The sequence below is a fragment of the Streptomyces sp. NPDC028298 genome (genome assembly GCF_055565895.1).
This window is the reverse complement of sequence record NZ_JBVHTL010000001.1, coordinates 337,113-358,467: the sequence shown is the minus strand read 5'-3', so window position 1 is coordinate 358,467 and position 21,355 is coordinate 337,113. Positions and strand designations below refer to the sequence as shown.

Annotated in this window: 20 protein-coding genes; 11 read left to right on the top strand and 9 right to left on the bottom strand. The window is 71.6% G+C overall.

The window, feature by feature from the left end:
• Positions 1–85: 85 nt before the first annotated feature.
• The 3 genes from ACZ4TO_RS01725 to ACZ4TO_RS01715 form a co-directional block, all read right to left on the bottom strand.
• Positions 86–619, bottom strand: a complete 534-nt coding sequence (locus ACZ4TO_RS01725) for a hypothetical protein (protein ID WP_382780446.1) — start codon at positions 617–619, stop codon at positions 86–88.
• A gap of 8 nt (positions 620–627) precedes the next feature.
• The gene (locus ACZ4TO_RS01720) at positions 628–1,143 is read right to left on the bottom strand and encodes a SigE family RNA polymerase sigma factor (RefSeq protein WP_382780448.1); all 516 of its coding nucleotides are present in this window, start codon (positions 1,141–1,143) and stop codon (positions 628–630) included.
• A 129-nt stretch (positions 1,144–1,272) separates the two neighbouring features.
• Positions 1,273–2,610, bottom strand: coding sequence for an NAD(P)-binding domain-containing protein (locus tag ACZ4TO_RS01715; RefSeq protein WP_468023115.1), 1,338 nt, complete (start codon positions 2,608–2,610; stop codon positions 1,273–1,275).
• Between the two features lie 256 nt (positions 2,611–2,866).
• Here ACZ4TO_RS01715 and ACZ4TO_RS01710 point away from each other — a divergent pair, with 256 nt between their 5' ends.
• The 4 genes from ACZ4TO_RS01710 (at position 2,867) to ACZ4TO_RS01695 (ending at position 7,199) form a co-directional block, all read left to right on the top strand.
• Positions 2,867–3,517 carry a TetR/AcrR family transcriptional regulator gene (locus ACZ4TO_RS01710; RefSeq protein ID WP_382780453.1) on the top strand — a complete coding sequence of 217 codons (651 nt, stop codon included), beginning with the start codon at positions 2,867–2,869 and terminating at the stop codon, positions 3,515–3,517.
• Positions 3,517–5,229 carry a GMC oxidoreductase gene (locus ACZ4TO_RS01705; protein ID WP_468023114.1) on the top strand — a complete coding sequence of 571 codons (1,713 nt, stop codon included), beginning with the start codon at positions 3,517–3,519 and terminating at the stop codon, positions 5,227–5,229. Before ACZ4TO_RS01710 ends, ACZ4TO_RS01705 begins: the two co-directional genes overlap by 1 nt.
• A complete protein-coding gene (locus ACZ4TO_RS01700) occupies positions 5,226–6,056 on the top strand; it encodes an acetoacetate decarboxylase family protein (RefSeq protein WP_468023113.1) in 831 nt (276 codons plus the stop codon). Before ACZ4TO_RS01705 ends, ACZ4TO_RS01700 begins: the two co-directional genes overlap by 4 nt.
• 216 nt (positions 6,057–6,272) lie before the next feature.
• A complete protein-coding gene (locus ACZ4TO_RS01695; protein WP_382780461.1) occupies positions 6,273–7,199 on the top strand; it encodes an SGNH/GDSL hydrolase family protein in 927 nt (308 codons plus the stop codon).
• A 75-nt stretch (positions 7,200–7,274) separates the two neighbouring features.
• On the opposite strand, the gene ACZ4TO_RS01690 is transcribed toward ACZ4TO_RS01695, so the two are convergent.
• Positions 7,275–8,717, bottom strand: coding sequence for a cellulose binding domain-containing protein (locus ACZ4TO_RS01690; protein ID WP_468023112.1), 1,443 nt, complete (start codon positions 8,715–8,717; stop codon positions 7,275–7,277).
• 298 nt (positions 8,718–9,015) lie between these two features.
• Here ACZ4TO_RS01690 and ACZ4TO_RS01685 point away from each other — a divergent pair, with 298 nt between their 5' ends.
• Positions 9,016–9,903, top strand: coding sequence for a GntR family transcriptional regulator (locus ACZ4TO_RS01685; protein WP_385046474.1), 888 nt, complete (start codon positions 9,016–9,018; stop codon positions 9,901–9,903).
• Between the two features lie 21 nt (positions 9,904–9,924).
• On the opposite strand, the gene ACZ4TO_RS01680 is transcribed toward ACZ4TO_RS01685, so the two are convergent.
• Together ACZ4TO_RS01680 and ACZ4TO_RS01675 are read right to left on the bottom strand one after the other, a co-directional pair.
• Complete coding sequence (locus tag ACZ4TO_RS01680) at positions 9,925–10,698, bottom strand: crotonase/enoyl-CoA hydratase family protein (RefSeq protein WP_468023111.1); 774 nt, start codon at positions 10,696–10,698, stop codon at positions 9,925–9,927.
• 64 nt (positions 10,699–10,762) lie between these two features.
• Positions 10,763–11,971, bottom strand: a complete 1,209-nt coding sequence (locus tag ACZ4TO_RS01675; protein ID WP_468023110.1) for a cytochrome P450 family protein — start codon at positions 11,969–11,971, stop codon at positions 10,763–10,765.
• Between the two features lie 377 nt (positions 11,972–12,348).
• Between ACZ4TO_RS01675 and ACZ4TO_RS01670 the strand changes: the two genes are divergently transcribed.
• Entirely contained in the window at positions 12,349–13,176 is an 828-nt protein-coding gene (locus tag ACZ4TO_RS01670) for an alpha/beta fold hydrolase (RefSeq protein WP_382780475.1), read from the top strand.
• 88 nt (positions 13,177–13,264) lie between these two features.
• On the opposite strand, the gene ACZ4TO_RS01665 is transcribed toward ACZ4TO_RS01670, so the two are convergent.
• Entirely contained in the window at positions 13,265–16,114 is a 2,850-nt protein-coding gene (locus ACZ4TO_RS01665; RefSeq protein ID WP_468023109.1) for a SpoIIE family protein phosphatase, read from the bottom strand.
• Between the two features lie 254 nt (positions 16,115–16,368).
• On the opposite strand from ACZ4TO_RS01665, the gene ACZ4TO_RS01660 reads away from it, so the two are divergent.
• Positions 16,369–17,604 (top strand): AI-2E family transporter, encoded by a 1,236-nt coding sequence (locus ACZ4TO_RS01660; RefSeq protein ID WP_385046487.1) that lies wholly within the window; start codon positions 16,369–16,371, stop codon positions 17,602–17,604.
• A gap of 128 nt (positions 17,605–17,732) precedes the next feature.
• Here the strand turns inward: ACZ4TO_RS01660 and ACZ4TO_RS01655 are convergent, their stop codons facing one another.
• Complete coding sequence (locus ACZ4TO_RS01655) at positions 17,733–18,179, bottom strand: SRPBCC family protein (protein ID WP_385046490.1); 447 nt, start codon at positions 18,177–18,179, stop codon at positions 17,733–17,735.
• Between the two features lie 354 nt (positions 18,180–18,533).
• The gene (locus ACZ4TO_RS01650) at positions 18,534–19,112 is read right to left on the bottom strand and encodes a hypothetical protein (protein ID WP_468023108.1); all 579 of its coding nucleotides are present in this window, start codon (positions 19,110–19,112) and stop codon (positions 18,534–18,536) included.
• 138 nt (positions 19,113–19,250) lie between these two features.
• On the opposite strand from ACZ4TO_RS01650, the gene ACZ4TO_RS01645 reads away from it, so the two are divergent.
• From ACZ4TO_RS01645 to ACZ4TO_RS01630, 4 genes are all read left to right on the top strand, one after another.
• A complete protein-coding gene (locus ACZ4TO_RS01645; protein WP_382780488.1) occupies positions 19,251–19,751 on the top strand; it encodes a molybdenum cofactor biosysynthesis protein in 501 nt (166 codons plus the stop codon).
• A gap of 146 nt (positions 19,752–19,897) precedes the next feature.
• Positions 19,898–20,260 (top strand): ArsR/SmtB family transcription factor, encoded by a 363-nt coding sequence (locus ACZ4TO_RS01640; protein ID WP_385046499.1) that lies wholly within the window; start codon positions 19,898–19,900, stop codon positions 20,258–20,260.
• The gene (locus ACZ4TO_RS01635; protein ID WP_385046502.1) at positions 20,257–20,793 is read left to right on the top strand and encodes an SRPBCC family protein; all 537 of its coding nucleotides are present in this window, start codon (positions 20,257–20,259) and stop codon (positions 20,791–20,793) included. Before ACZ4TO_RS01640 ends, ACZ4TO_RS01635 begins: the two co-directional genes overlap by 4 nt.
• Complete coding sequence (locus ACZ4TO_RS01630) at positions 20,790–21,344, top strand: TIGR03086 family metal-binding protein (protein WP_385046505.1); 555 nt, start codon at positions 20,790–20,792, stop codon at positions 21,342–21,344. Before ACZ4TO_RS01635 ends, ACZ4TO_RS01630 begins: the two co-directional genes overlap by 4 nt.
• Positions 21,345–21,355: the final 11 nt, after the last annotated feature.

Genomic DNA, 21,355 nt, shown 5'->3' with positions numbered 1-21,355 from the left:
AGTACGGATCGTGCGGATGGGGCGGAAAGGGCGGATGGAGATGCCGGGTGCGGACGGCGGCGCCGCCCGCGGAGGCCGTGCCGGGCTACCCGGTGCTGCTCACCTCGACCGACGAGGGTTCGGGGTTCGAGGCGGGAGGCGAGGACGTCGGGGTGTTCCTCGGGGTCGCCGTCTCCGTGGCGGGCGCGCTGGTCGTGGCCGTGCCCCTGCCCCCGGCGTCGGAGGCCACCGACGTCGAACTCTCCGTCGACGTGGGGGTCTCCGGAGGGCCGGAGGTCCCGGTGGTGGTCTCGGCCGTGCCGGTGGCCGACTCGGTGGGTGTCGTCGTCCCGCTCGGCGGCGGGGTCGGCGTCGGGGTGACGTACGGGGTGGTGGGGGTGTCGGTGGGCCGCGGCACGGGACCCAGGGGGCGGTCGCGGTCCGGGGCGTGCGGCAGCAGGAACAGTCCGACGCTGATCCCGGCGGCGGCCAGGACGCAGCTCGCGGCCCGCTGCGCCGCGCGGATCCGGCGGCGGACGCGGACGCCGTCGCGGAGGCTGTTCTGCTGGGCGGGCTCGAAAGGGGTGTGTTCCTGGGCGTCGCGCATCATCCGCGCCAACTCCCGCTCGAAGTGGTCCATTCTTTCCTTCACCCCACCGGCTCGATGACATCCGCCAGGAGTTGGCGCAGCCGCGCCACACCCCGTGACGCGTGGGAACGGGCGGTGCCGAGCGGACAGCCCAAGACCTCCGCGACCTGTTTCTCGGGCAGATCCTGGTAGTAGCGCAGCACCACGGCCGCCCGTTGCCGGGGCGGCAGTTGGGCCAGCGCCGCTTCGAGGCGCGAGCGTTCCACGACGGCCGCGGACTCGTCGCCGGTGTGCGCGAGATCGGGCAGCGTCTCCACGGGGCGCTCGCCCCACCACCGCCGCCGTGCGGAGCGGGCGGCGGCGCGCGCCATGACCTTGCGTACGTAGGCCTCGGGCGCCTCGTCGGCCACCTTCGGCCAGGCGAACCACAGTTTGACCAAGGCCTCCTGGAGCAGATCCTCGGCGCGGTGCCGGTCACCCGCGCAGAGCAGGCGGGCGAGGTGGAACAACGCCGACCAACGGGCCGCGACGAACCCGTCGAACCCGCCTGTCCCCTCGGCTCTTGCCTGTCCCATCCGCACCCGTCCCCGCACTTGCCGGCTCGTACACCTGGGGAAAGACGCTGGCGGGCGCCTCACTATGCACTTCGGGCGCGTGATCTGGGTCACGCGTGCAGAGATCGAGGGTCGTCCGGGGCGGGACCGTCAGCGGCCGGCGGCACTCCTGCGGGCTCGGGCCGCGCCCCTGCGGCGTTCTCTCCGCACCTCGCGGAGGTAGGCCTGCGCGTCCACCTGGATGGTGTGCCGGGTCGAGGCGACGTAGCGGCGCGCCAGCCTCTCGCGGTACGCGCCGGTCTCCTGGCGCATCCGCTCGGGCCCGGGCAGCGCGCACCGGCCCTCCAGCAGGTCGGCCACCCAGTGGGACTGTGCCTCCGCGAGCGGCATGATCGCGCCGAGCGGCTGGACCAGCCCGATGAAGTAGAGGCCGGGACGGTCCGGCGCGACCACGCGGTGGTAGAGCGCGATGTCGTTGCCGGACGGATCGATCACGTCGTCACCGAGGAACGGGAACGCGATGTCGTAACCGGTGCAGTACACGATCGCGTCGATCACCTCCGTGCTCCCGTCCTCGAACGTCACCCGGTCGCCGGCCAGCCGTACGGGAGCGGGCTTCACGGTGAGGTCGCCGTGACCGAGGCGCGAGAGCAGGTCGTCGGAGATGGTGGGATGGGCGGCCAGCACGCCGTGCCGGGGCGTCGGCAGCCCGTAGTCCTTCAGCCGGCCCCGGCTGAGCCGCAGCATGAGCCGCAGACCCTGTGCCTGCACGGACAAGGGGGCCCGGGCCAGCCAGGAGCCGGTGAGATGGTCGGTGGGCACGCCGAAGAGGTACTTGGGCAGGATGTGCGCGCCGCGGCGCATGGCGAGGACCGTGCCGCGGGAGACCCGCGAGGTCTCGACCGCGATGTCGCAGGCCGAGTTGCCGATGCCGAGGACGAGGACACGCTTGCCGGCGAAGGGCTCGGGGGTCCTGTAGTCGTGCGAGTGGATCTGCGTGCCGGTGAACTCCTCGGCTCCCGGAAGCGACGGCCGAGGCCAACGGGCCTTCCAGTGGTGTCCGTTGGCGACCAGGACGGCCCCGTAGACCCGTTCGGCGGTCTCGCCGGTGTCCACGTGGCGCGCGGTGACACCCCACGTGCCGTCGGGCAGCGGTTCCACGCGCGCCACCTCGGTGCGGAAGGCGATGGACGGCCGCAGCCCGAAATGGTCCACGAAGCTGTCGAAGTACCGGGCGATGTGGAAGTGGCCGGGGTAGACCGGACAGTCCTCCGGCATGGGGAAGCTCGCGTACTCCATGATCTGGCGCGAGGTGTTGATGTGCAGCGAGCGGTACGCGGACGACATCCCGTTGTCGTTCAGATAGCGCCAGTTGCCGCCGACCTCCGACCCGGTCTCGTAGCAGTCGTACGGGATCCCGCGCGCCGCCAGCACCTGGCAGGCGGCGATCCCGGACGAGCCCGCCCCGATCACGCACACCCTGTCCATGCCCGCCCCCTCGTGTGACCGCCCCCATGACCACCCGGTCACATGACCAGGTGGTCACAGGCTGCTGTCCGGCGGCCCCGTGTGTCAATGACCTTGACACGAAGCAGAGTTCGGGTCGAGAACGGCCCAATGCCGTTGTATCGCCGATCCGTTGACCAGCGGCCCCATTTTCGCCGGACTCGTTGACAGGGCGTCCGCACCGCACCGACCATGACCGGACGGTCACATGACCGCCCGGTCATACGCAGGAGTACGCATGCCCACTTCCACCTGGACCCGCCTGTCACCGGTGCGGCGCGAACGGGTCCTGGTCGCCGCGATGGACGAGTTCGGCACCCACGGCTACTCCACCGGGAGCCTCAACGTGATCGCCCGCGAGGCCGGCGTGGCCAAGGGCTCGCTGTTCCAGTACTTCGAGGGCAAGCTCGACCTGTTCGCCTACGTGGCCGAGCAGACCTCCCTGCGCGTCTACGCCGCCATGGAGCCCTGGCTGGACGGATACGACGGCTCCACGGAGTTCTCCCGCTACCTCACCGACGCGCTGGAGGCGTGGTTCGACTACTTCGCCGGCCATCCGCTGGAACGAGGGGTCACCGCGGCCACCAACATGGAGCTCGACCCCGCCGTCCGCAACGCCGTACGGGCCCCGGTGCAGGACCTCTACCTCGCCGGTCTGCGCCCCCTGGTCGAGCGGGCGGTCGAGACCGGCGACCTGCGCAAGGGCGCCGACGTCGACGCCCTTCTCTCGCTTCTGCTCGTCCTGCTGCCGCACCTCGCGCTCGCGGCCCACACCCCCGGCTTCGAAGGGCCGGTACGCCTCGCGGGCGAACACCCGGAGGTCCGCCGGGCGAACATCGCCCGCCTGGTCGGCCCGGTCCTCGCCGACTTCGTACCGCGGGCTCCCTGATGGACACACCCGACTACGACGTCCTCGTCATCGGCTCCGGATTCGGCGGCAGCGTCACCGCGCTGCGCCTCACCGAGAAGGGGTACCGGGTCGGGATCCTGGAGGCGGGGCGCCGCTTCGCCGACGCCGACTTCCCCCGGACCTCCTGGCACGTGCGCGACTACCTCTTCGCCCCCCGCCTCGGCTGCACCGGCATCCTGCGCATGACCCTGCTCGGCGACGTCCTCGTCCTGACCGGCGCGGGTGTCGGCGGCGGCTCCCTCGGGTACGCCAACACGCTCTACGAGCCGCCCGCGTCCTTCTTCCAGGGCTCGCCGTGGGCCGGCATCACCGACTGGCGCGGCGAACTCGCCCCGTACTACGCGCGGGCCCGCCGCATGCTGGGCGTCACCCCCAACCCCCTGCTCACGGAAGCCGACCGGCTCCTCAGGGACACCGCGGACGATCTCGGCTGCGCCGACACCTTCAAGCCCGTGCCGGTCGGCGTCCACTTCGGGCCGCCCGGCACACAGCCCGGCGCCCGCGTCGCGGACCCCTACTTCGGCGGCGCGGGGCCGGACCGCAACGCCTGTCTGCACTGCGGCGCCTGCATGACGGGCTGCCGCCACAACGCGAAGAACACCCTGCCCAAGAACTACCTGGGCCTGGCCGAACGCGCCGGCGCCGAGGTGCTCGCCCTGCGCACGGTCACGGACGTCACCCGCGACGGCGAGGGCTGGGCCGTCACGTCGGTACGCACGGGCGGAGGCCCGCTCCGACACCGACGGACCCTGACCGCACGGCACGTCGTCTTCGCGGCGGGCGCCCTCGGGACGCAGCGGCTGCTGCACCGGCTGCGCGAGCGCGGCTCCCTGCCCGAGGTGTCACCCCGCCTCGGGCTGCTGACCCGCACCAACTCCGAGGCGATCCTCGGCGTCAGGGCCAGGGACCGGGACACCGACTTCAGCCGGGGCGTCGCCATCACCTCCTCCGTGCACCTCGACGAGAACACGCACGTCGAAGCCGTCCGGTACGGCCGCGGAAGCAACCTGCTCGGGCTGCTCGGCGCCCTGCTCGTCGACCCCGTCCCCGGACGGTCCCGGCTCCTCACCGGTCTGGTCGCGATGGCACGCAACCTGCGGAACCTGCCGGGCCTGCACAACCCGCGCCGCTGGTCCCAGCAGACCGTCGTCCTGCTGGTCATGCAGTCCCTCGACAACTCCGTGACGACGTACCTCCGTCGTGGACCCACCGGGCGCGTGCGGCTGACCAGCCGGCCCGGCGAGGGCACCCCCAACCCGACCTGGATACCCGCCGGACACCGGGCGGCCCGCCGGGCCGCCGAGCGCATCGGCGGCCAGGCCTGCGGCACCTGGGCCGATCTGTTCGACATCCCCACCACCGGACACCTCATCGGCGGATGCGCGGTCGGCGAGACCCCGGAGACCGGCGTGGTCGACCCCTACCACCGGCTGCACGGGCATCCGGGCCTGCACGTCATCGACGGCTCCACGATCTCGGCGAACCTCGGTGTGAACCCCTCCCTCACCATCACCGCCCTGGCCGAACGGGCCGTCGCCCTGTGGCCCAACCAGGGAGAGGAAGACCCCCGGCCCGAACCCGGCCTGCCCTACCGCCGCGTGCGCCCGGTCCCGCCGAGGCACCCCGCCGTGCCCGCCGGCGCACCGGCCGCGCTGCCGGCGGAACCCCCCACCGGAAAGGACACCCCGTGACGCGCTACCCCGAGGAACCCTGGCATCTGGCCGGGCGGATGTATCTGTCGCTGTGGCTGGTGCCGGCCCGGGAACTGCCCCGGGTGGCCGACGGCACCCGGCCCGTCACCGTCGCCGGGCGCGGAGCGGTGGGCGCCGCCTGGGTCGTCTACGAGAACGACAGCGTCCTGCACTACAACGAACTCCTCCGCGCCGTGCTCGTACGGGACGGCGGCCGTCCGCGCGTCTGCATCACCGACATCTGGGTCGACAGCCCCGCCTCGATGACGGGCGGCCGTGAACTGTGGGGAATCCCGAAGGAGTTGGCGGAGTTCGCCATCGACCGGACCGCCATCGACCGGACCGCCATCGACCGGACCGCCATCGACCGGACGGCCGTCGACGGGACCGCACATGTCGGGAGGGCCGATCTCGGGAGCGCCGAGGTCGGGACCGGCGGTGTCGGGACCCGCGGTGTCGGGACCGGCGCGGCGGCGGACAAGGGTGTCCGGGGCCGTGCGGCGACGGCCGAGGGCGTCGTGGCCACGGCGGCGACCGACGAGGGTGTCCTGGCCGGTGCCGTCTTCGACCCCGGCCGTCGGCTGCCGGGCCGCTGGCCCCTCACCTATCGCGTCACGCAGACCCTCGACGGCGCGCTGAAGACCAGCTCCGTCCGCTCACGCTCGGCCGTTCGCACGGCCCGCGCCCGCTGGATCACGCAAGAGGACAGCCCGCTGGGGGAGTTGGGCCGACGCCCGCCCCTGCTCAGCCTGGTCCTCGACGACTTCACCCTCCGCTTCGGGGACGCCGAGCTCACCTCGTCCGCACGGCCGGCGGCCACGCCGTAGGTGGCACGCGACCGACCGAACCGGCCGGTCCGCGGACGAGAAATGGACAAGTGGAGGGCGATCAAACTCTGTTCCGGCGGCCTACCGGCCGGTATACAGACCAGGTTGGGTCTGCCGGGCAGGAGCCGTCCGGCCTGTCGCGGCGCCGCGATCCCGTGCGCCGTGAGACGCCGGTACCCGTTCAGCAGGCTGTCACGGTTTCAGGGGAGGGGCACGATGAACGATCACACGCGTCCGGAAAACGCCGTTCCAGGGCGGCGGGGCGCCCTGGCGCTGGGGGCCGCGCTGAGCAGTTGCGCGCTCGTCGCGGGCGTCGCGGCGGCAGCCCCCGCCCAGGCGGGCGAAGGGCACAAGGGGCACGGCGTGAACTACGTCGCGCTCGGCGACTCGTACACGTCGGGGCCGCTGATCCCTCAGCAGGTCGACGCGAACTGCGCGCGCTCCGACCACAATTACCCCTCGATCACCGCGGCCGCCCGCAAGGTCGCCTCGTTCACGGACGTGAGCTGCTCGGGCGCGAAGACCGACGAGATGTGGAAGGCGCAGGGGACCAACGGACCCCAGCTCGACGCGGTGAAGCGGGACACCGATCTGGTGACCGTGCAGATCGGCGGCAACGACATGGGCTTCGGCCCCATCATCGCCACCTGTGCCGGGCTCAGCTCGAAGGACCTCGCGGGCAACCCCTGTCAGCAGTACTACGGTGCCGCGGGCTACGACCAGCTCACCCTGAACATCCTCCAGACGGCGCCCAAGGTCGCCCGGGTACTGCGGGAGGTGCATTCCAGGGCGCCGCACGCCCGCGTGGTCGTCGTCGGCTACCCCGACCTGCTGCCCGACGACGGCAGCGGCTGCTACCCGACGGTGCCGTTCGCCGCGAAGGACTTCCCATACCTGCGCGACACCGGCAAGCGGCTCAACCTGATGCTGCGCACGGTGGCGTACCTGAACCGGGCCGAGTTCGTGGACACGTACGCGCCGACCGTGGGTCACGACATGTGCAAGGCGCCCGCCGACCGCTGGATCGAGCCGCTGCGCCCGACCGCGCCCGCCGCTCCGGCCCACCCGAACGCCGCGGGCCAGGCGGCCATGGCCCGCGCCGTGCTGGCCGAGCTGGGCCACGGGGCCGGCCACCACCACTGACCGCTCCGGTCCGACGCCCGGTCCCTGTCGGCGAACGCCCCCGCGTCCGCCGACAGGGTCCTCGGACCGGCCGGGTCAGGAAGCCGGCACCTCGTCGACGAACGTGGTGCCGGCGCCGCGGTAGGCGCTCACCTTGGCGGCGACCTGGGCCGGGGTGAGGACCTGGTCCTTGACGTGCAGGACGTAGTCGACCTGTTCGTCGTACGCGCGCGCCCCGGTCGAGGTTTGTCCGGAGAGGTCGATCAGCCACTGGTTGAAGTTGATCGACATGGGCCGCTCGGGCAGGTACTGGGCGTCATGCGTGCCGAAGAGCTGCCCGTCGATGTAGTACTTGATGCTGCTGTTGTCGATCGTGAGGACCAGGTCGTGCCAGCCGGCGTAGCTCTGGCGGGCCTCGGTGTGCTGGTTGACGGCCTGCCAGGGGTCGGGGTTGTAGGTCTCCCAGGACGTCGTGTACAGGATGTTGCCCGTCTCGCCCCAGCCGCCGTTCGGCAGGTACTCGAAGTCGTACTCGGCGTAGTCGTCGGCCATCGGCGCCGTGAGGTCGTTGATGGTGAAGAACGTCTGCACCAGGTGGTCTCCGTCGGGGCCGGACGCGGGCGCGTCGGCGAACTTCACCCGCGCCGCGTAGGTGCCGTTCTTGAACTTCATGCTCTTGGAGACGACTTCGGTCTGCCGGGTGGACTCGGCGGTGCCCGAGGTCGACGTCTGGAGGTTCATCACCGAGTTGCCCGACACCACGGGGAACGTCACCTTGGACGGGTCCCAGGTCGCGCCGGGAACACCGGGGCCGCCGGAGTTGGAGCGGACGTTCCAGCCGTGCGCGGAGATCGCGGGGTCGGTGGACGACGCGTAGGAGAAGTCGTCGAACAGCGCCTTGCCACCGCCGGGCGGGTCCGTCGGATCGGTCGGGTCGGTGGGGTCGGTCGGATCCGTGGGGTCGTTGCCCGCGGGTGCCGTGCCCCACACGGTGGTTCCGGCGAGCTGGGCGGTGACCTTGTTCCAGTCCGCGTACGAGGTCTGGGCGCCGTTGAAGGAGTAGTCGTCCGCCTGGTTCAGGGTCTGCCAGCTCGACTGGTAGAAGCGAAGCTGCATGTCACCGGTGTCGGCGCCCGGTGCCAGCGTGCCGGCCGTGGAGGTGAAGCCGATCTCCAGGTACCGGTCCGCGGTGGCGGTGGGGTGGGCCAGGGTGCCGAACGTGCCGGTGACGTTCGCGCATCCCTTGACGGCCCAGGAACAGGCGAAGCGGTAGCCGGCGCTCGCCGAGTCCGCCTTGAAGTAGTAACGGATCCTCACCTGGCTCAACTGCACCGTCGTGGAGCCGGTGTTGCGCACCTTGAACCAGGGCTCGCTCTGGTCGGCGGTGGCACCGCTCGCGCTGGTGCGGTACTGGACGGCGATGCCCCCGGCCGCGGCGGCGGGGACGGACATCGGGACGGCCACCAGGGCGGTGCCGCCCAACAGGGCCGACAGGGCGAGGGCCACGCGACGGCGGCCTGACAGGGGGCGGTTGCTCATGTGGGTTCCTTTCGATGGGCTCCCGCCGGCCGCGGGAGGTGGGGGTGCTCAGGAACACGTGGAGACGGGCCGTGCTTGACCAGTTGGACGCTGGGCCTTACCAGTTGACGTCGCCTGAAAAGTGGCATAGACCAATGCGTCCGTCAACCCCCTTGTGTTCGAAGGAAGTTGGCCGGAGGGAGCGGATGTGCGTCACTGTTGAGTGGAGCCCAGGGGGAGCAAGAGGCAGGACCAGCAGACCAGTTAGGGTCAGGGGCCATACCAGTTGCCCGGCACCGACGACGAGCGAGGGTCAAGCATGGAGATCGATCCCGCCGCCTCCCGCGCGGTACTCAAGCGGGAAAGGGTCCGGGACACGATCCTCGAACTCATCGAGGAACGCCGTCCCGGCGACGCCATCCCGTCCGAGCGCACCCTCTGCGCGCAACTCGGGGTGTCACGGCCCACCCTGCGCGCGGCCGTGGACCAACTCGTCGTGGCCGGACTCCTGGTGCGCGAGCACGGGCGGGGCATGTTCGTGGCCGCCGAGAAGATCACCCAGGAACTCGTCCCCGACCGGGAGAACTTCAGCCTGCCCCGGGCCGCGGGCACCTGGACCAGCCGGCTCCTGGAGTTCAGCACGGTGTCCGCCGGTGCCCGGGTGGGCCGCCGCCTGCGCATCTCCCCGGCCGCGGACATCCGTTACGTGGCCCGGCTCCGCCTCGTCGACGGCTCACCCATGGCCATCGAGTACCTGCACGTCCCCGCCGGCCTGGTGCCCGACCTGACCAGTGACGAACTGGAGAACGGCGACCTCTACGAGCACCTGGGCGAACGGCACGGGATCCAGGTCAGCGAGGCGTTCCAGTCGATCGAGCCGACGGTCCTGACCCGTGACGAGGCGGACCTGCTCGACGTGCCGGAACTCTCCCCGGCCCTGCTGTTCGAGCGCCTCACCTCGGACGCCTCGGGCCGGCCGGTCGAGTACGTCCACTCGATCTACCGAGGGGACCGCTACCGCATCGTCTCCCGCCTCGCCCTCGGGCCCCGTTCGCAGCGCCCGTCGCCCCACGACGGACACCACCCCGGGATCCCGCCCGGCGACTTCCTGCCGGGCGAACCCGTCACCTTCTCCACCCGCGGCGTCGTGGCCGGCGGCCTCTTCGGCCAGGGCGGCGGACCGGGGGAGGGCGGGCCGGCGACGTGACGGGGGCGGACGCCTCGTCGCTCACCGCCTCCAGGCAGGGGGGCGCTTCTCGGTGAACGCCCGCGCTCCCTCGGTGGCGGCGTGGGTGGTGAAGACCGGCGCGCTCAGCGGATCCTGGACGGCGTAAGCGGTGTGGTCGTCGAGGCCGCGGGTGTCTTGGACGACGCGCTTGGTGATGTGGACGGCGTCGCGGGAATGGGCCTGGACGCGTTCGGCCAGGGCGATCGCCGCGTCGAGGGCTCCCCCCTCGGGGGTGAGCCGGTTGACGAGTCCGTACCGCGCCGCGTCGGCGGCCGGCAGCGGAGCCGCGGTCAGCAACAGTTCCATGGCCACGTGGTAGGGGAGCCGGCCGGGAAGACGGACGGCGCCGCCCTCGGCGGCGATCAGCCCACGGGCGACCTCGGGCAGGGCGAAGAACGCGGTGTCGGATGCGGTGATGAGGTCGCAGGCGAGGGCGAGTTCGAAGCCGCCCGCGACGGCCGCGCCCTCCACGGCGGCGATGAGCGGCTTGCGGATCCGGGCGCGGGTCAGTCCGCCGAGCCCACGGTCCGCGACGAGCGGAACTCCATGGTCGGGGAAGGCCTTGAGGTCCATCCCCGAACAGAAGTGGCCGCCCGCGCCGGAGAGGACGCCGACACCGAGCGAGGGCTCGGCCTCCAGCCGGGCGAGGGCCGTGTCCAGGGCGTCGGCCAGCGCCCGGTCGACGGCGTTGCGGACGTGGGGCCTGTTCAGCGTGATGAGCAGGACGCCGGGGCAGGGTTCGGCCGTCGTCACCACGGGTTCACTCGTGTCCATGAGATGTGCTCCTGGTCGAGGGTCGTTCGGCACGCGGGCCCGCGCGCCGTAGGGCGGGGGCGGATCAGATCCGTACGACAGGGAGTTCGGCCAGCCCGCGCATGACCCGGGCCGGACGCCAGGGGAGTTCGTCGTAGGGCTTGGCGAGCCGGACCGGGCCCAGTCGTTCGAGCAACCGGGGGAAGGCGACCGCGCCTTCGAGGCGGGCGAGAGCGGCGCCGATGCAGAAATGGGGGCCGTGGCCGAAGGCGAGATGGTCGTTGGGGGTCCGGCCCACATCGAGCCGGTCGGCGTCCGCGAAGCGGGCCTCGTCCCGGTTGGCGGAACCGATCAACAGGCTGACGATGTCCCCCCTGTCGATCGACTGGCCGTGCAGGCGGATCGGTTCGGCGGCACACCGGAAGGTCGCGTCCCGCACGGGGGAGTCGTACCGGAGCAGTTCCTCGACCGCTGTGCCGACGAGCTCGGGGCCGGCTTCCGGTCCGGTCAGCAGGGCCGCCTGGTCCGGGTTCCGGAGCAGCGCGAGCGTGCCGTTGCCGATGAGGTTCATGGTGGTGTCGTGGCCGACCAGCAGCAGGAGGTAGGCGGTCGAGCGCAACTCCTCCTCGCTCATCGCCCCGCTGTCGTCGCCGGCCCGCACGAGAGCGCCCAGCAGGTCGACCCCACTGCTTTCGCCGCTCGTTCGTTTTCCGGCGATCAGGCGGTCGAGGAGGGCGTGCAGTTCTCGTGCCACCCGGGCCGGATCCCGGCCCGGATCGGGTGCGATCGTGGCCATGAGCGTGTCCCGGGTGGCCGCGTCGTCGAGCTCCGCGGGGACACCGAGGATCGCGCAGATCATCCGGAAGGTGAGAGGAGCCGCGAAGGCCGCGATCACGTCGACGTGGGTGTCGTGCTCGATCCGGTCCAGCAGGCGGTCGGCGGTTTCCGCGATGAACGGTTCGAGACGGGCGATGCGGCGGGGTACGAACGCGGCGTTCACCAGGGTCCGCAGACGGGTGTGGTCCGGAGGATCGGCGTGCACCAGATGCCGGTTCAGCCCGGGCGGCCCCGGAACGTAACCCGGTACCCGGTCCGGGTCCTTGCTCAGTCGCCCGTCGGTCAACAGGGCTCGTACGTCCGCGTGGCGGGAGATCTGCCACACGGTGGGCCGGCCGGGCCTGCGGTCCGCGTGAGCGGGCGCGTTCCGGCGCAGCCAGGCGAAGTACGGATAGGGGTCCCGCACTCGCTCGGCCAGGAGGCGAGGGGGCGGGGACGGTACGGGAGGAGCGGGCACGCTGGCTCCGGATGCGGTGATCGACAGGGACACCGCGCCAACGCCGGGACGTGACCGGAGGATGCGGAAACCATCGCGATCGCACGCGCCATGGGATGCAAGATCGCTCTGACGGCTCAGTCGGGCCCACAGGTATGGAGGTGCGCTCCGCCCGCCGCGACGCCGCGTGGCAGTTGGGCTAGTGTGAGCTGGACAACGTACTCATTCCGGGCGATTCGCGCTGCCGATCTCCCTGTCGCGCGGACGGACAGCGTGCGAGGCCGACGGTGTGGATGCCCGACGGCGTACGCGGTCGGCGGCATCGCCGGCAGGACCGAGGAGTTCGTCGACGGCGCGCGAGGCGCCGGGATCCGGACCAGATTCGAGAGGACCCGTACATGCCCTTCGCCACCGCCAAGGACGGCACGCAGATCTTCTACAAGGACTGGGGATCCGGTCAGCCGGTCGTCTTCTCGCACGGCTGGCCGCTGACCGCGGACGCCTGGGACGCCCAGATGAAGGTGATGGTGGACAACGGCTTCCGGGCCGTCGCCCACGACCGCCGCGGCGGCGGACGCTCCGACCAGCCCTGGGACGGCAACGACCTCGACACCTACGCCGACGACCTGGCGGCGGTCATCGAGGCCCTCGACCTCCGGGACGTCATCCTGGTCGGCCATTCGACCGGCGGCGGCGAGGTCACCCGCTACATCGGCCGGCACGGCACCGGCCGGGTGGCCAAGGCGGTCCTCGTCGGCGCGATCCCGCCCCTCATGCTCAAGACGGCGGAGAACCCCGAAGGTCTGCCGGTCGAGGTGTTCGACGAGATCCGCAAGGGCGTCGAGACCGACCGGTCGCAGTACTACCAGGACCTCAGCGCGCCCTTCTACGGCGCCAACAGGGACGGATCGACCGTCACCCAGGGGACACGGGACCAGTTCTGGCTCTGGGGGATGACCGTCGGCATCAAGGGCGCCTACGACTGCGTCAAGGCGTTCTCCGAGACCGACCTCACCGAGGACCTCAAGAAGATCGACGTCCCCACCCTCATCGTGCACGGCGACGACGACCAGATCGTCCCCATCGTGGCCTCGGGCGACAAGTCCTCCAAACTCGTCAAGGACGCCGTCTACAAGGTGTATCCGGGTGCTCCCCACGGCCTGGCGATGGTGCCGAAGTTCGCCGAGGTGTTCAACGCCGACCTGCTGGAATTCGCACGTGGCTGACGCTTGGCTGACGTCGGATCAGCGGCTTTCCCGTAGAGCCTCGTAGAGCCTCCGTGGCGCGGTCGCATCGACCGCGCCACGGAGGCTCTTACGGGCGTCGAGACCGGCTCGGGGCGTCCTGGTCCGGATCCTCGCCGGGCGCCTCCGTGCCGCCGGGAAGGGCCTGTTCGGTCCAGATGGCCTTGCCGTCAGGGGTGTAGCGGCTGCCCCAGCGCTCGCAGAGCGCGTTGATGAGCTGGAGCCCGCGGCCCCCCTCGTCGGTGTCCGTGGCCCGGCGGATGCGGGGCATCGTCAGACTCGCGTCGGACACCTCGCAGACCAGCGTCCCGCTGCACAGCAGCCGCAGGCCGATGGGGCCGCTGGCGTGCCGGATGACGTTCCCGACGAGCTCGCTGGCCAGCAGCTCCGTCGTCATGACCAGGTCGTCCAGGTGCCATTGGGCGAGCTGCTCGCGTACATGGCGGCGGGCCTCGCCCGCCGCCTCCGGGCCCTCCGGCAGCGCCCAGGAGGCCACCTGGCGGTCGGCCACGTGGTGCAGGCGCGCGATCAGCAGAGCCGCGTCGTCGGCGGTGGGCCCGCCCGGGAGCAGGCCCCCGGTCACGGAGTCGCACAGCTCCTCCGGGTCGGCGGACCCCGCCGCACCGCGGAGCAGACCGGCGAGCTGGGCCATGCCCTGGTCGATGTCCCGCCGCGGTGACTCCACGAGCCCGTCGGTGTACAGGACCAGGAGGCTCTCGGCGGGCAGTTCGAGCTCCGTCGTCTCGAACGGGGGGAACGCGGCGCCCAGGGGAGGGTTGGCGGCGACCTCGGGGAAGTCGGTGCTTCCGTCCGGCCGCACGACGAGCGGCGGCGGGTGACCAGCCCGCACCATGGTGCACGAACCGTCGGTGGAGTCGTACAGCGCGAACAGACAGGTCGCGTAGGCGTGGTCGCCGAGGCCGCCCACGATGTCGTTCAGATGGCCCATGATCTCGTCGGGGGGAAGTTCCAGGGCGGCCAGCGTGTGCAGGGCGGTGCGCAGCCGCCCCATGGTCGCGGCCTCGGACAGGCCGTGGCCCATCACGTCCCCGACGACCAGGGCCACCTGGCCCGCCGACAGCGGGATCAGGTCGTACCAGTCCCCGCCCACGTCCAGGCTCTGCCCGGCCGGCAGATAGCGCGCCGCGGCCGTCGCCTCCGGAACGGTGGGCAGCCCCCGGGGCAGCAGCGCCTGCTGGAGCTCCTCGGAGCGGGTGAGCTCGGCCTCGTAGAGCCGTGCCCGCTCCAGCGCGTGCGCGACCAGGGCGCTGATGGTGATGAGGAGCGTGCGGTCCTCCGGCGTGAGGAGCCGTGCGGTGTCGAAGGCGATGACGCACACGCCGAACGTGTGGCCGGACGCCGTCAGAGGGAGGAAGGCCCAGGCCTCCATGCCGGTCGGCGGCAGGCTCCCGTCGTCGGGGAAGGCCGTGCCCCATTCCTCGCGGGAGGAGTAGAAGCGCGGCTCGCCGGTCAGGATCGCCTCCCAGGCCGGGCCCGCGTCACCCACTTCCCTGCCGTTTTGCCCGTGCTTCCGACGCAGAAAGGAGTCCGGGTAGCCGACGGACCCGATGTGCACCAGCTTCTGCTCCTCGATGACGAGAACGAGCAGGCCCTGGGCGCCGAACGGTGGCAGGACACGCTGCGCGACGGCGGCGACCACGTCCTCGGACGTGGTCGCCGCCGCGAGCTGCTTGGTCAGTTCCGCCGTACGGCTCGCGCGCTCGGCCGCGGCGCGGACGGCCGCCGCCTGATCGGCCTCACGGCGGCGGCGGTCGGTGACATCGGTGAAGTACACCGTCAGACCGCCGGGGACGGGGACGATCCGCAGGTCGTAACAGCGCCCCGTGTCGGTCAGCGTGATGTCGAAAACGGCCGTCGTGGACTGCGCGGCCCCGTGCCGGCACCTGTCCTCCAGATCCGGAACATGGCTCAGGGCGGGCAGGGCCCACAGGTCCCGGCCGAGAAGCTGCTCGCCGGACGTTCCGAGAATGCGTTCCGCCTCCAGATTGGCGAAGGTGATCCGCCAGTCGTCGTCCACGGACAGGAAGGCGTCGCTCATGTGCCGCAGGGCCCGGCTGAGCGCGTCGCGGGTCGAGCGTGCCGCGTCGCTCGCCCAGCCCTTGCCGACGATGCGCGTGACCTGGCCCTCGTCGTCGAGCACGACATGACCGGAGGCGCGGGTCCACGTGTATCCCCCGTCGCTGCGCCGGACGCGGTACTCGGCCTCGAACGGCGCGTGCGTGCGGATGGTGCGTTCGGCGGCGGCCAGAGTGCTCGGGAGGTCGTCGGGGTGGACCACCTTCATCCAGGTCTCGACACCGGGCACAAAATCTCCCGGCCGGGTCTGGTAGACCTTCATGGCCACCTGGTCCCACCGCAGCTCGCCGGTGCGTACGTCCCACTCCCACGAGCCGACCGGAGTGGTGTCGAGGTCGGTGCCCATGCGTTCCGGCTCCGGCATCTTCTGCAGCCGGTTCATCGTCCAGTCCGCGACCGCGCCGAGGAACGCCCGCTGATCGGGCGCGGGCTCCTCGTTGTCACCGGTGAGACAGGTGATCGCCCCGACGGCACGGCCCTCGTGGACCAGGGGTACGGCGAACCAGCCGGACCGCGACAGCAGCGGCGCGGTGGGCTCCTCCAGGTCGGAGGGGAGCGCGGCCACCCATACGTGCTCACCGGAGCGCACGGCACGGGCGGTGGCCGTGGGACCGTCCTGGTCGAGGATCTCCCAGGCGCGGGTGACCGACGACGGCAGTCCGGTGGAGGAAACCAGACGCAGGGCCGACATCGGGCCCCGCAGGTAGACGGCCCCGCCGACGCAGCCCAGCTCCGCGATGGAGTGCTGAAGGGCGAGCCGGAAGACCTCGCTTTCCGTGATGCCGTCGTCAGCGGTCTCGAGTAGGTCCAGCCGCCTGATCACAGACCCAATATAGGGGTGAATGTCTTAAATGACATTAAAGGGATGAGGTGCCGACGAGAGTTCCCGAGCCGTGGACGCGACGGCCGAGGACCGTGCGCCTCCCGGGTTGCGGGGCGTCGGGCGCGACACCACGCTGGCCAGGACGCCCCGCGTGATCGACGACCGGGGGTCGCCCGCTTCCCGAGGTCGCGCGGCGGTCCGCGGCCGACGCGCGGGGCGGGCGGGCACGACGACGGGAGGACGGTGGCACACAGGTGAACGCCGGATCGCGTCGTCCTGACCGGCCGCCGGGCGAGCCCGGCACGGGCCGCGGCGGGCGCCGTGCGCGTCCCGTCGTCGGGAGCCGTTCCTCCCACGGCGCCCGGACGGTCACGCGGACCCGTACGGCCGCCGCGTACGGGCGGTACGGCAGCGGGGACCACCAGGGCGCGCTGGTGCATCACGGGCTGCGGGTGGCCGCTGCCTACGCGTGGCGGCTGATCGTCGTCGGCGTGGTCGGCTACACGGTCTTCGCCCTGCTGGGCAAGCTGCAACTGGTCGCCGTGGCCCTGTTCCTCGCGCTCGTCGTGACGGCCGTCCTGCGTCCCCTCGCCGATCTGCTGGCGCGGCGCCTGCCGCGGACCGTGGCGGTGATCATCAGCATCCTCGGCAGCATCCTGCTGGTGCTCGGCGTGATGGCGCTGGTCGGCGGTGTCGTGGCGAGCGAGTCCGGCGACCTGGGCCACGAGTTCGCCGGGGGACTGGGCCGGATCGAACGATGGCTGGAGGGCTCACCCTTCCATCTGAGCCACGCCGTGCTCTCGAACCTCCAGGGCAAAGTGGCCACGTTCGTCTCCGACCACCGTGCCGTGGTGATCAGCAGCGCCCTGAGCGGCGCGGGACGCGCGGTGGAGTTCGTCACCGGCCTCGTGCTCGCGCTGTTCTGCTCGCTCTTCTTCATCCGTTCCGGGGACAGGTACTGGCGCTGGTTCCAGGAACTGATGCCGGAGGGCGTTCGGGACACATGGGACCGCGGCGGCCGGGCGGCCTGGCGCACGTTCGCCGGTTACACCCGCGGCATCATCATCGTGGCGGCCACCAACGCCGTACTCGTCGGCATCGCCCTCACCCTCCTGGGTGTCCCGCTGGCGCTGCCCCTCACGCTCCTGGAGTTCTTCGCCGCGTTCATCCCCCTGGTGGGCTCGCCCGTCGCGCTCGGCGTGGCCACGGTCGTCGCGCTGGCCAGCAAAGGGCCGGTCGTCGCGATCATCGTGCTCGCCCTGATCGTCGTCATCGGCCAGATCGAGGGGCACGTCCTGCACCCGCTCGTCATGAGCTGGGCGGTCCGGCTGCACCCCGTGGTCGTGGCCCTCTCCGTCATCGCGGGGAGCATCCTGGCCGGGGTGACCGGGGCGGTGGTGGCGGTGCCGATGGTGTCGGTCGCCTGGTCCGTGATCACCGAACTGCGGTCACGCCCCGAGCCGGAACCCCCGGGGCGCCCACCGCGGTGACGTCGTGACCCCGGATCCGCCGCGATCAGCGGGCCTCGGCGGCCGCCGGATCCTCCAGGCCGGGAACCTCGGCGGCCGCCTTGATCCTCCAGGTTCAGGAGGCCTCGACGGCCGTCGGAAATTCCAGGTCAGGAGGCCTCGACGGCCGCCTTGATCCGCTGGCCGAAGGCGTCCGCGTCCTTGCGGGCCGCGCTCAGGGCGAAGCCCACCAGCAGCTTGCCGATGCCGTGGCCCTCCAGGACGTTGAAGATCCGCACGCGCGTGGTCCCGGGGCCGGTGGACTCGAAGTCGTAGCCGCCCTCCGCCGCCATGACGACGTTCTTCGAGATCTCCGCCCAGCGGATCCGGCGCGACGGCTCGAACTCCGTGATCCGGAACTTGCGGCCCGTCTTCATGCCGGCGTCCTTGACGGTGCTGGTGAAGACGGTGCCGACGGCCGTCGGGCCCTCCGGAGTCTTGGTGATCGCCTGCACCCGCGGGCTGAACTCCGGGTCGTTCGTGCCGGCGGCGAGGTAGGCGAAGACCTCCTCGACGGGTCGGTTGATCTCGGTTGTCGCCTCGAACTGACCGGACACGGTTCCTCCTGTGCTGCGATCACGGACCGCCCGCTGAGGGCGCGCGGGGCTTTGCCGCGCCCGATCAGACTAGGGCCTGTCTGACAATTCGCGTCGTCGCCCGAAGGGCGGCCCGGCGGCGTCGTGGGGGTCCCCCCTGCTCGAGCGCAGCCGAGAGCTCGGGGGAGCGTGCTCTCGGTGCGCCGGCCCCAGGCCTGCGTACTGGACGTACTCGGGTCTGAGGCCGGTGTGGCGAGTGGGGGTCCCCCCTGCTCGCAGAGCTTGGGGGAGCGTGCATGGCGTCGCCGGGCAGACGGGAATTGTCTGACAGGCCCTAGGGGGCCGGGAACTGGGTGGGCGCGTCGTACGGCCGGTTCAGTGGTCGAAGACGTCGGTCAGGCGCACGGTGTAGCCGTCCTCCTCCATCAGGACGACGGTCACCCCGAAGGGATTGGGGTGGTCCAGCTCCATCGGAGTGAACGCGTACTCCACGGCGGCCTTGACCGGGGGCGGCAGTTCGCCGTCCGGCCGCGGCGCCGGCGCCTGGCCCCAGTCGAGTCCGGCCGCCGGCTCGTCCGTGTTCCCGGTATCGGCGGACGAGGACTCCCCGGTGTAGGGGAACTGGTGCAGCACATGCCCGTCCGGGGTGGCGCGCACCATGTTCAGACACGGGGCGGGCCCCACGACGGGAAGCTCACAGGCCGTGGCGACCTCCTGGGTCTCCCAGGCCAGGACGACCTCGTCCGCCCCGGCCGCCGCGGCGATGTTCGACAGCGCCGCGATGCCGGTGAGCGCGTCGGCGCCGGGCTCGGTCGGGCGCACCCAGACCAGCCCGACCAGCTCGCCCCGCACGAGCGGCATGATGACCGGCCGGGGCACCGCACCCTCACGCACTCCCTTGACGTAGGTGCTCTTCATCGAGCTGACCAGCGTGTCCCACGTTCGCGTGTCCACGGAAGCCCCTTTGCCGCTGTCGTCTTCGATCACCGCCGACCCTGTCACGCGGGCCGGCCCCGTGTCAGGCGGACCTCCCCTACGCTCGATGAGACGGGACGTGTGGGAGAGGCGGGGCGTGTGGAAGAGGCGGGGCGTGTGGAGATCCTTCAGCTGCTGGTCTCGCCCGTGCACCGGTTCGAGGGCCGTCCGGGCGACGGAATACCCCCGCTGCCCGACGCGGACCTGGTGACGACCGCCCGGGTGCGCGCCGGACTGGGGATCGTCGGCGACCGCTACTTCAACCATCCGGCCCATCGCAACGCGTCGATCACCCTCATGGCCGTCGAGCGCTTCCCACAGGGAGGGGCCGCCGAGCCGGATCTCCGGCTGACCCGGCGCAACGTCCTGCTCCGCGGGGTGGACATCGACTCCCTGGTCGGGGCGACGATCTCCCTGGACTGCGGCACCGGGCCCGTCGTCCTCGCCGTACGCAGTGCCGCCAGGCCCTGCGGCTGGATGGACGCCACCCTGGGCCCCGGTGCGCGACGGGCGCTGCGCGCCGGCGGCGGAATCCGCTGCCGCCCGCTGACGGACGGCACGCTCGCGGTCGGGCCGGCCGAGTTCGCGGTCCTGGAGCCCGCACCCCCGAAGGACTGACACCCGGGTGGAGAGGGCGGCCGGAGGCGGCGTGAGCAGCGGACCGGCACGGCTCACCCGCCTTACTCAACCAGTTGGTTGACTAAGCCGTCGGCCCGTCGTACGGTTATTCAACCGACTGGTTGAGTAAGCGAGGTGAGTGAGAGGTGCCCGACGATCGGCTGTCCCGGGTGTTCTCGGCCCTGGCCGACCCGACGCGGCGGGACATCGTGGCCAGGCTGGCCACGGGGGACGCCACTGTCAACGAACTGGCCGAGCCGTACGACGTGACGGTGCAGGCCGTGTCCAAGCACATCAGGGTGCTGGAGGAGGCCGGCCTGGTCAGCCGCAGCAGGGACGCCCAGCGCCGGCCCTGCCATCTCGAAGGCGAGGTCTTCGACCTGATGACGCGATGGATCGAACGCTACCGCCGTGAGGCGGAGGACCGTTTCCGCAGGCTCGACGCCGTCCTCGATGAGATGGCGGACCAGCCAGGGGAAACCACCCCGGGGAAGAAGGCGGCATCGTGAGCACCACCCACCGCGGGCACGAGACCCTGATCGAGGCCGATCCGGCGCTGCCCACCATCCTCATCACCCGCGAGTTCGAGGCGCCCCCGGAACGCGTGTTCAGGGCGTACACCGACCCCGATCTCGTCGTACGGTGGCTCGGCCCGCGCCGGATGACCATGCGGATCGACGTGTACGAGGCGCGCACCGGTGGCTCGTACCGCTATGTGCACCGCGAGGACGACGGCACCGAGTACGGCTTCCGCGGGGTGTTCCACGAGGTGCGCCCCGACGAGCGCATCGTGCAGACCTTCGCCTACGACGGCTTCCCGGACGGCGTCAGCCTGGAGACCACCCTCTTCGAGGACCTCGGCGGCCGGACCCGGGTCACCACCACCTCGCTCATGGCGTCGGTCGACGCCCGCGACGCGATGATCAGAAGCGGTATGCGGCGCGGTGTGACCGAGGGGCACGAGCGCCTCGACGAACTGCTCGGCGGCGGCCCGAGCGGAAACCCCGGATCACGGACCGAGACGGAAGGCTTGAGATCATGACCAGCGCAGCAGACGAGCACCGCACCATCGCCGAGGGCTTCACGGAGCGGGTGCGCGGGGTGAGCCCCGAGGCCTGGGACCACCCCGCGCCGGTCGAGGGCTGGGTCGCCCGCGACGTGGTGCGCCACCTCGTCGAGTGGTTCCCCGCCTTCCTGAAGTCGGGCGCCGGGGTCGAACTGCCGAAGGGACCCTCGGTGGACGAGGACCCGGTGAAGGCGTGGACGGTGCACAGCGACGGGGTGCAGGCACTGCTCGACGACCCGGCCACGGCACACAAGATCCTGTCGAACCCGCACATCGGGGAGGTCCCGCTGGACCAGGCGGTCGACCGCTTCTACACCGCCGACGTCTTCATGCACACCTGGGACCTGGCACGGGCCAGCGGCCAGGACGAGCGCCTCGACCCCACCAGGTGCGCCCGGTTGCTCGACGGCATGCTGCCGCTGGACGACGTGCTGCGGCAGAGCGGGCAGTACGGGCCGCGGGTGGAGGTCCCGGAGGACGCCGACGTCCAGACGCGCCTGCTCGGCTTCATCGGCCGCACCCCCTGAGGACCCCCTCT

What these genes read in the sequence shown, in the direction of transcription:
- ACZ4TO_RS01695 (WP_382780461.1), top strand. Translation starts at nt 6,273, where the DNA reads ATGAACGATCACACGCGTCCGGAAAACGCCGTTCCAGGGCGGCGGGGC.
- ACZ4TO_RS01710 (WP_382780453.1), top strand. Translation starts at nt 2,867, where the DNA reads ATGCCCACTTCCACCTGGACCCGCCTGTCACCGGTGCGGCGCGAACGG.
- ACZ4TO_RS01630 (WP_385046505.1), top strand. Translation starts at nt 20,790, where the DNA reads ATGACCAGCGCAGCAGACGAGCACCGCACCATCGCCGAGGGCTTCACG.
- ACZ4TO_RS01725 (WP_382780446.1), bottom strand. Translation starts at nt 619, where the DNA reads ATGGACCACTTCGAGCGGGAGTTGGCGCGGATGATGCGCGACGCCCAG.
- ACZ4TO_RS01685 (WP_385046474.1), top strand. Translation starts at nt 9,016, where the DNA reads ATGGAGATCGATCCCGCCGCCTCCCGCGCGGTACTCAAGCGGGAAAGG.
- ACZ4TO_RS01680 (WP_468023111.1), bottom strand. Translation starts at nt 10,698, where the DNA reads ATGGACACGAGTGAACCCGTGGTGACGACGGCCGAACCCTGCCCCGGC.
- ACZ4TO_RS01705 (WP_468023114.1), top strand. Translation starts at nt 3,517, where the DNA reads ATGGACACACCCGACTACGACGTCCTCGTCATCGGCTCCGGATTCGGC.
- ACZ4TO_RS01690 (WP_468023112.1), bottom strand. Translation starts at nt 8,717, where the DNA reads ATGAGCAACCGCCCCCTGTCAGGCCGCCGTCGCGTGGCCCTCGCCCTG.
- ACZ4TO_RS01715 (WP_468023115.1), bottom strand. Translation starts at nt 2,610, where the DNA reads ATGGACAGGGTGTGCGTGATCGGGGCGGGCTCGTCCGGGATCGCCGCC.
- ACZ4TO_RS01720 (WP_382780448.1), bottom strand. Translation starts at nt 1,143, where the DNA reads ATGGGACAGGCAAGAGCCGAGGGGACAGGCGGGTTCGACGGGTTCGTC.
- ACZ4TO_RS01670 (WP_382780475.1), top strand. Translation starts at nt 12,349, where the DNA reads ATGCCCTTCGCCACCGCCAAGGACGGCACGCAGATCTTCTACAAGGAC.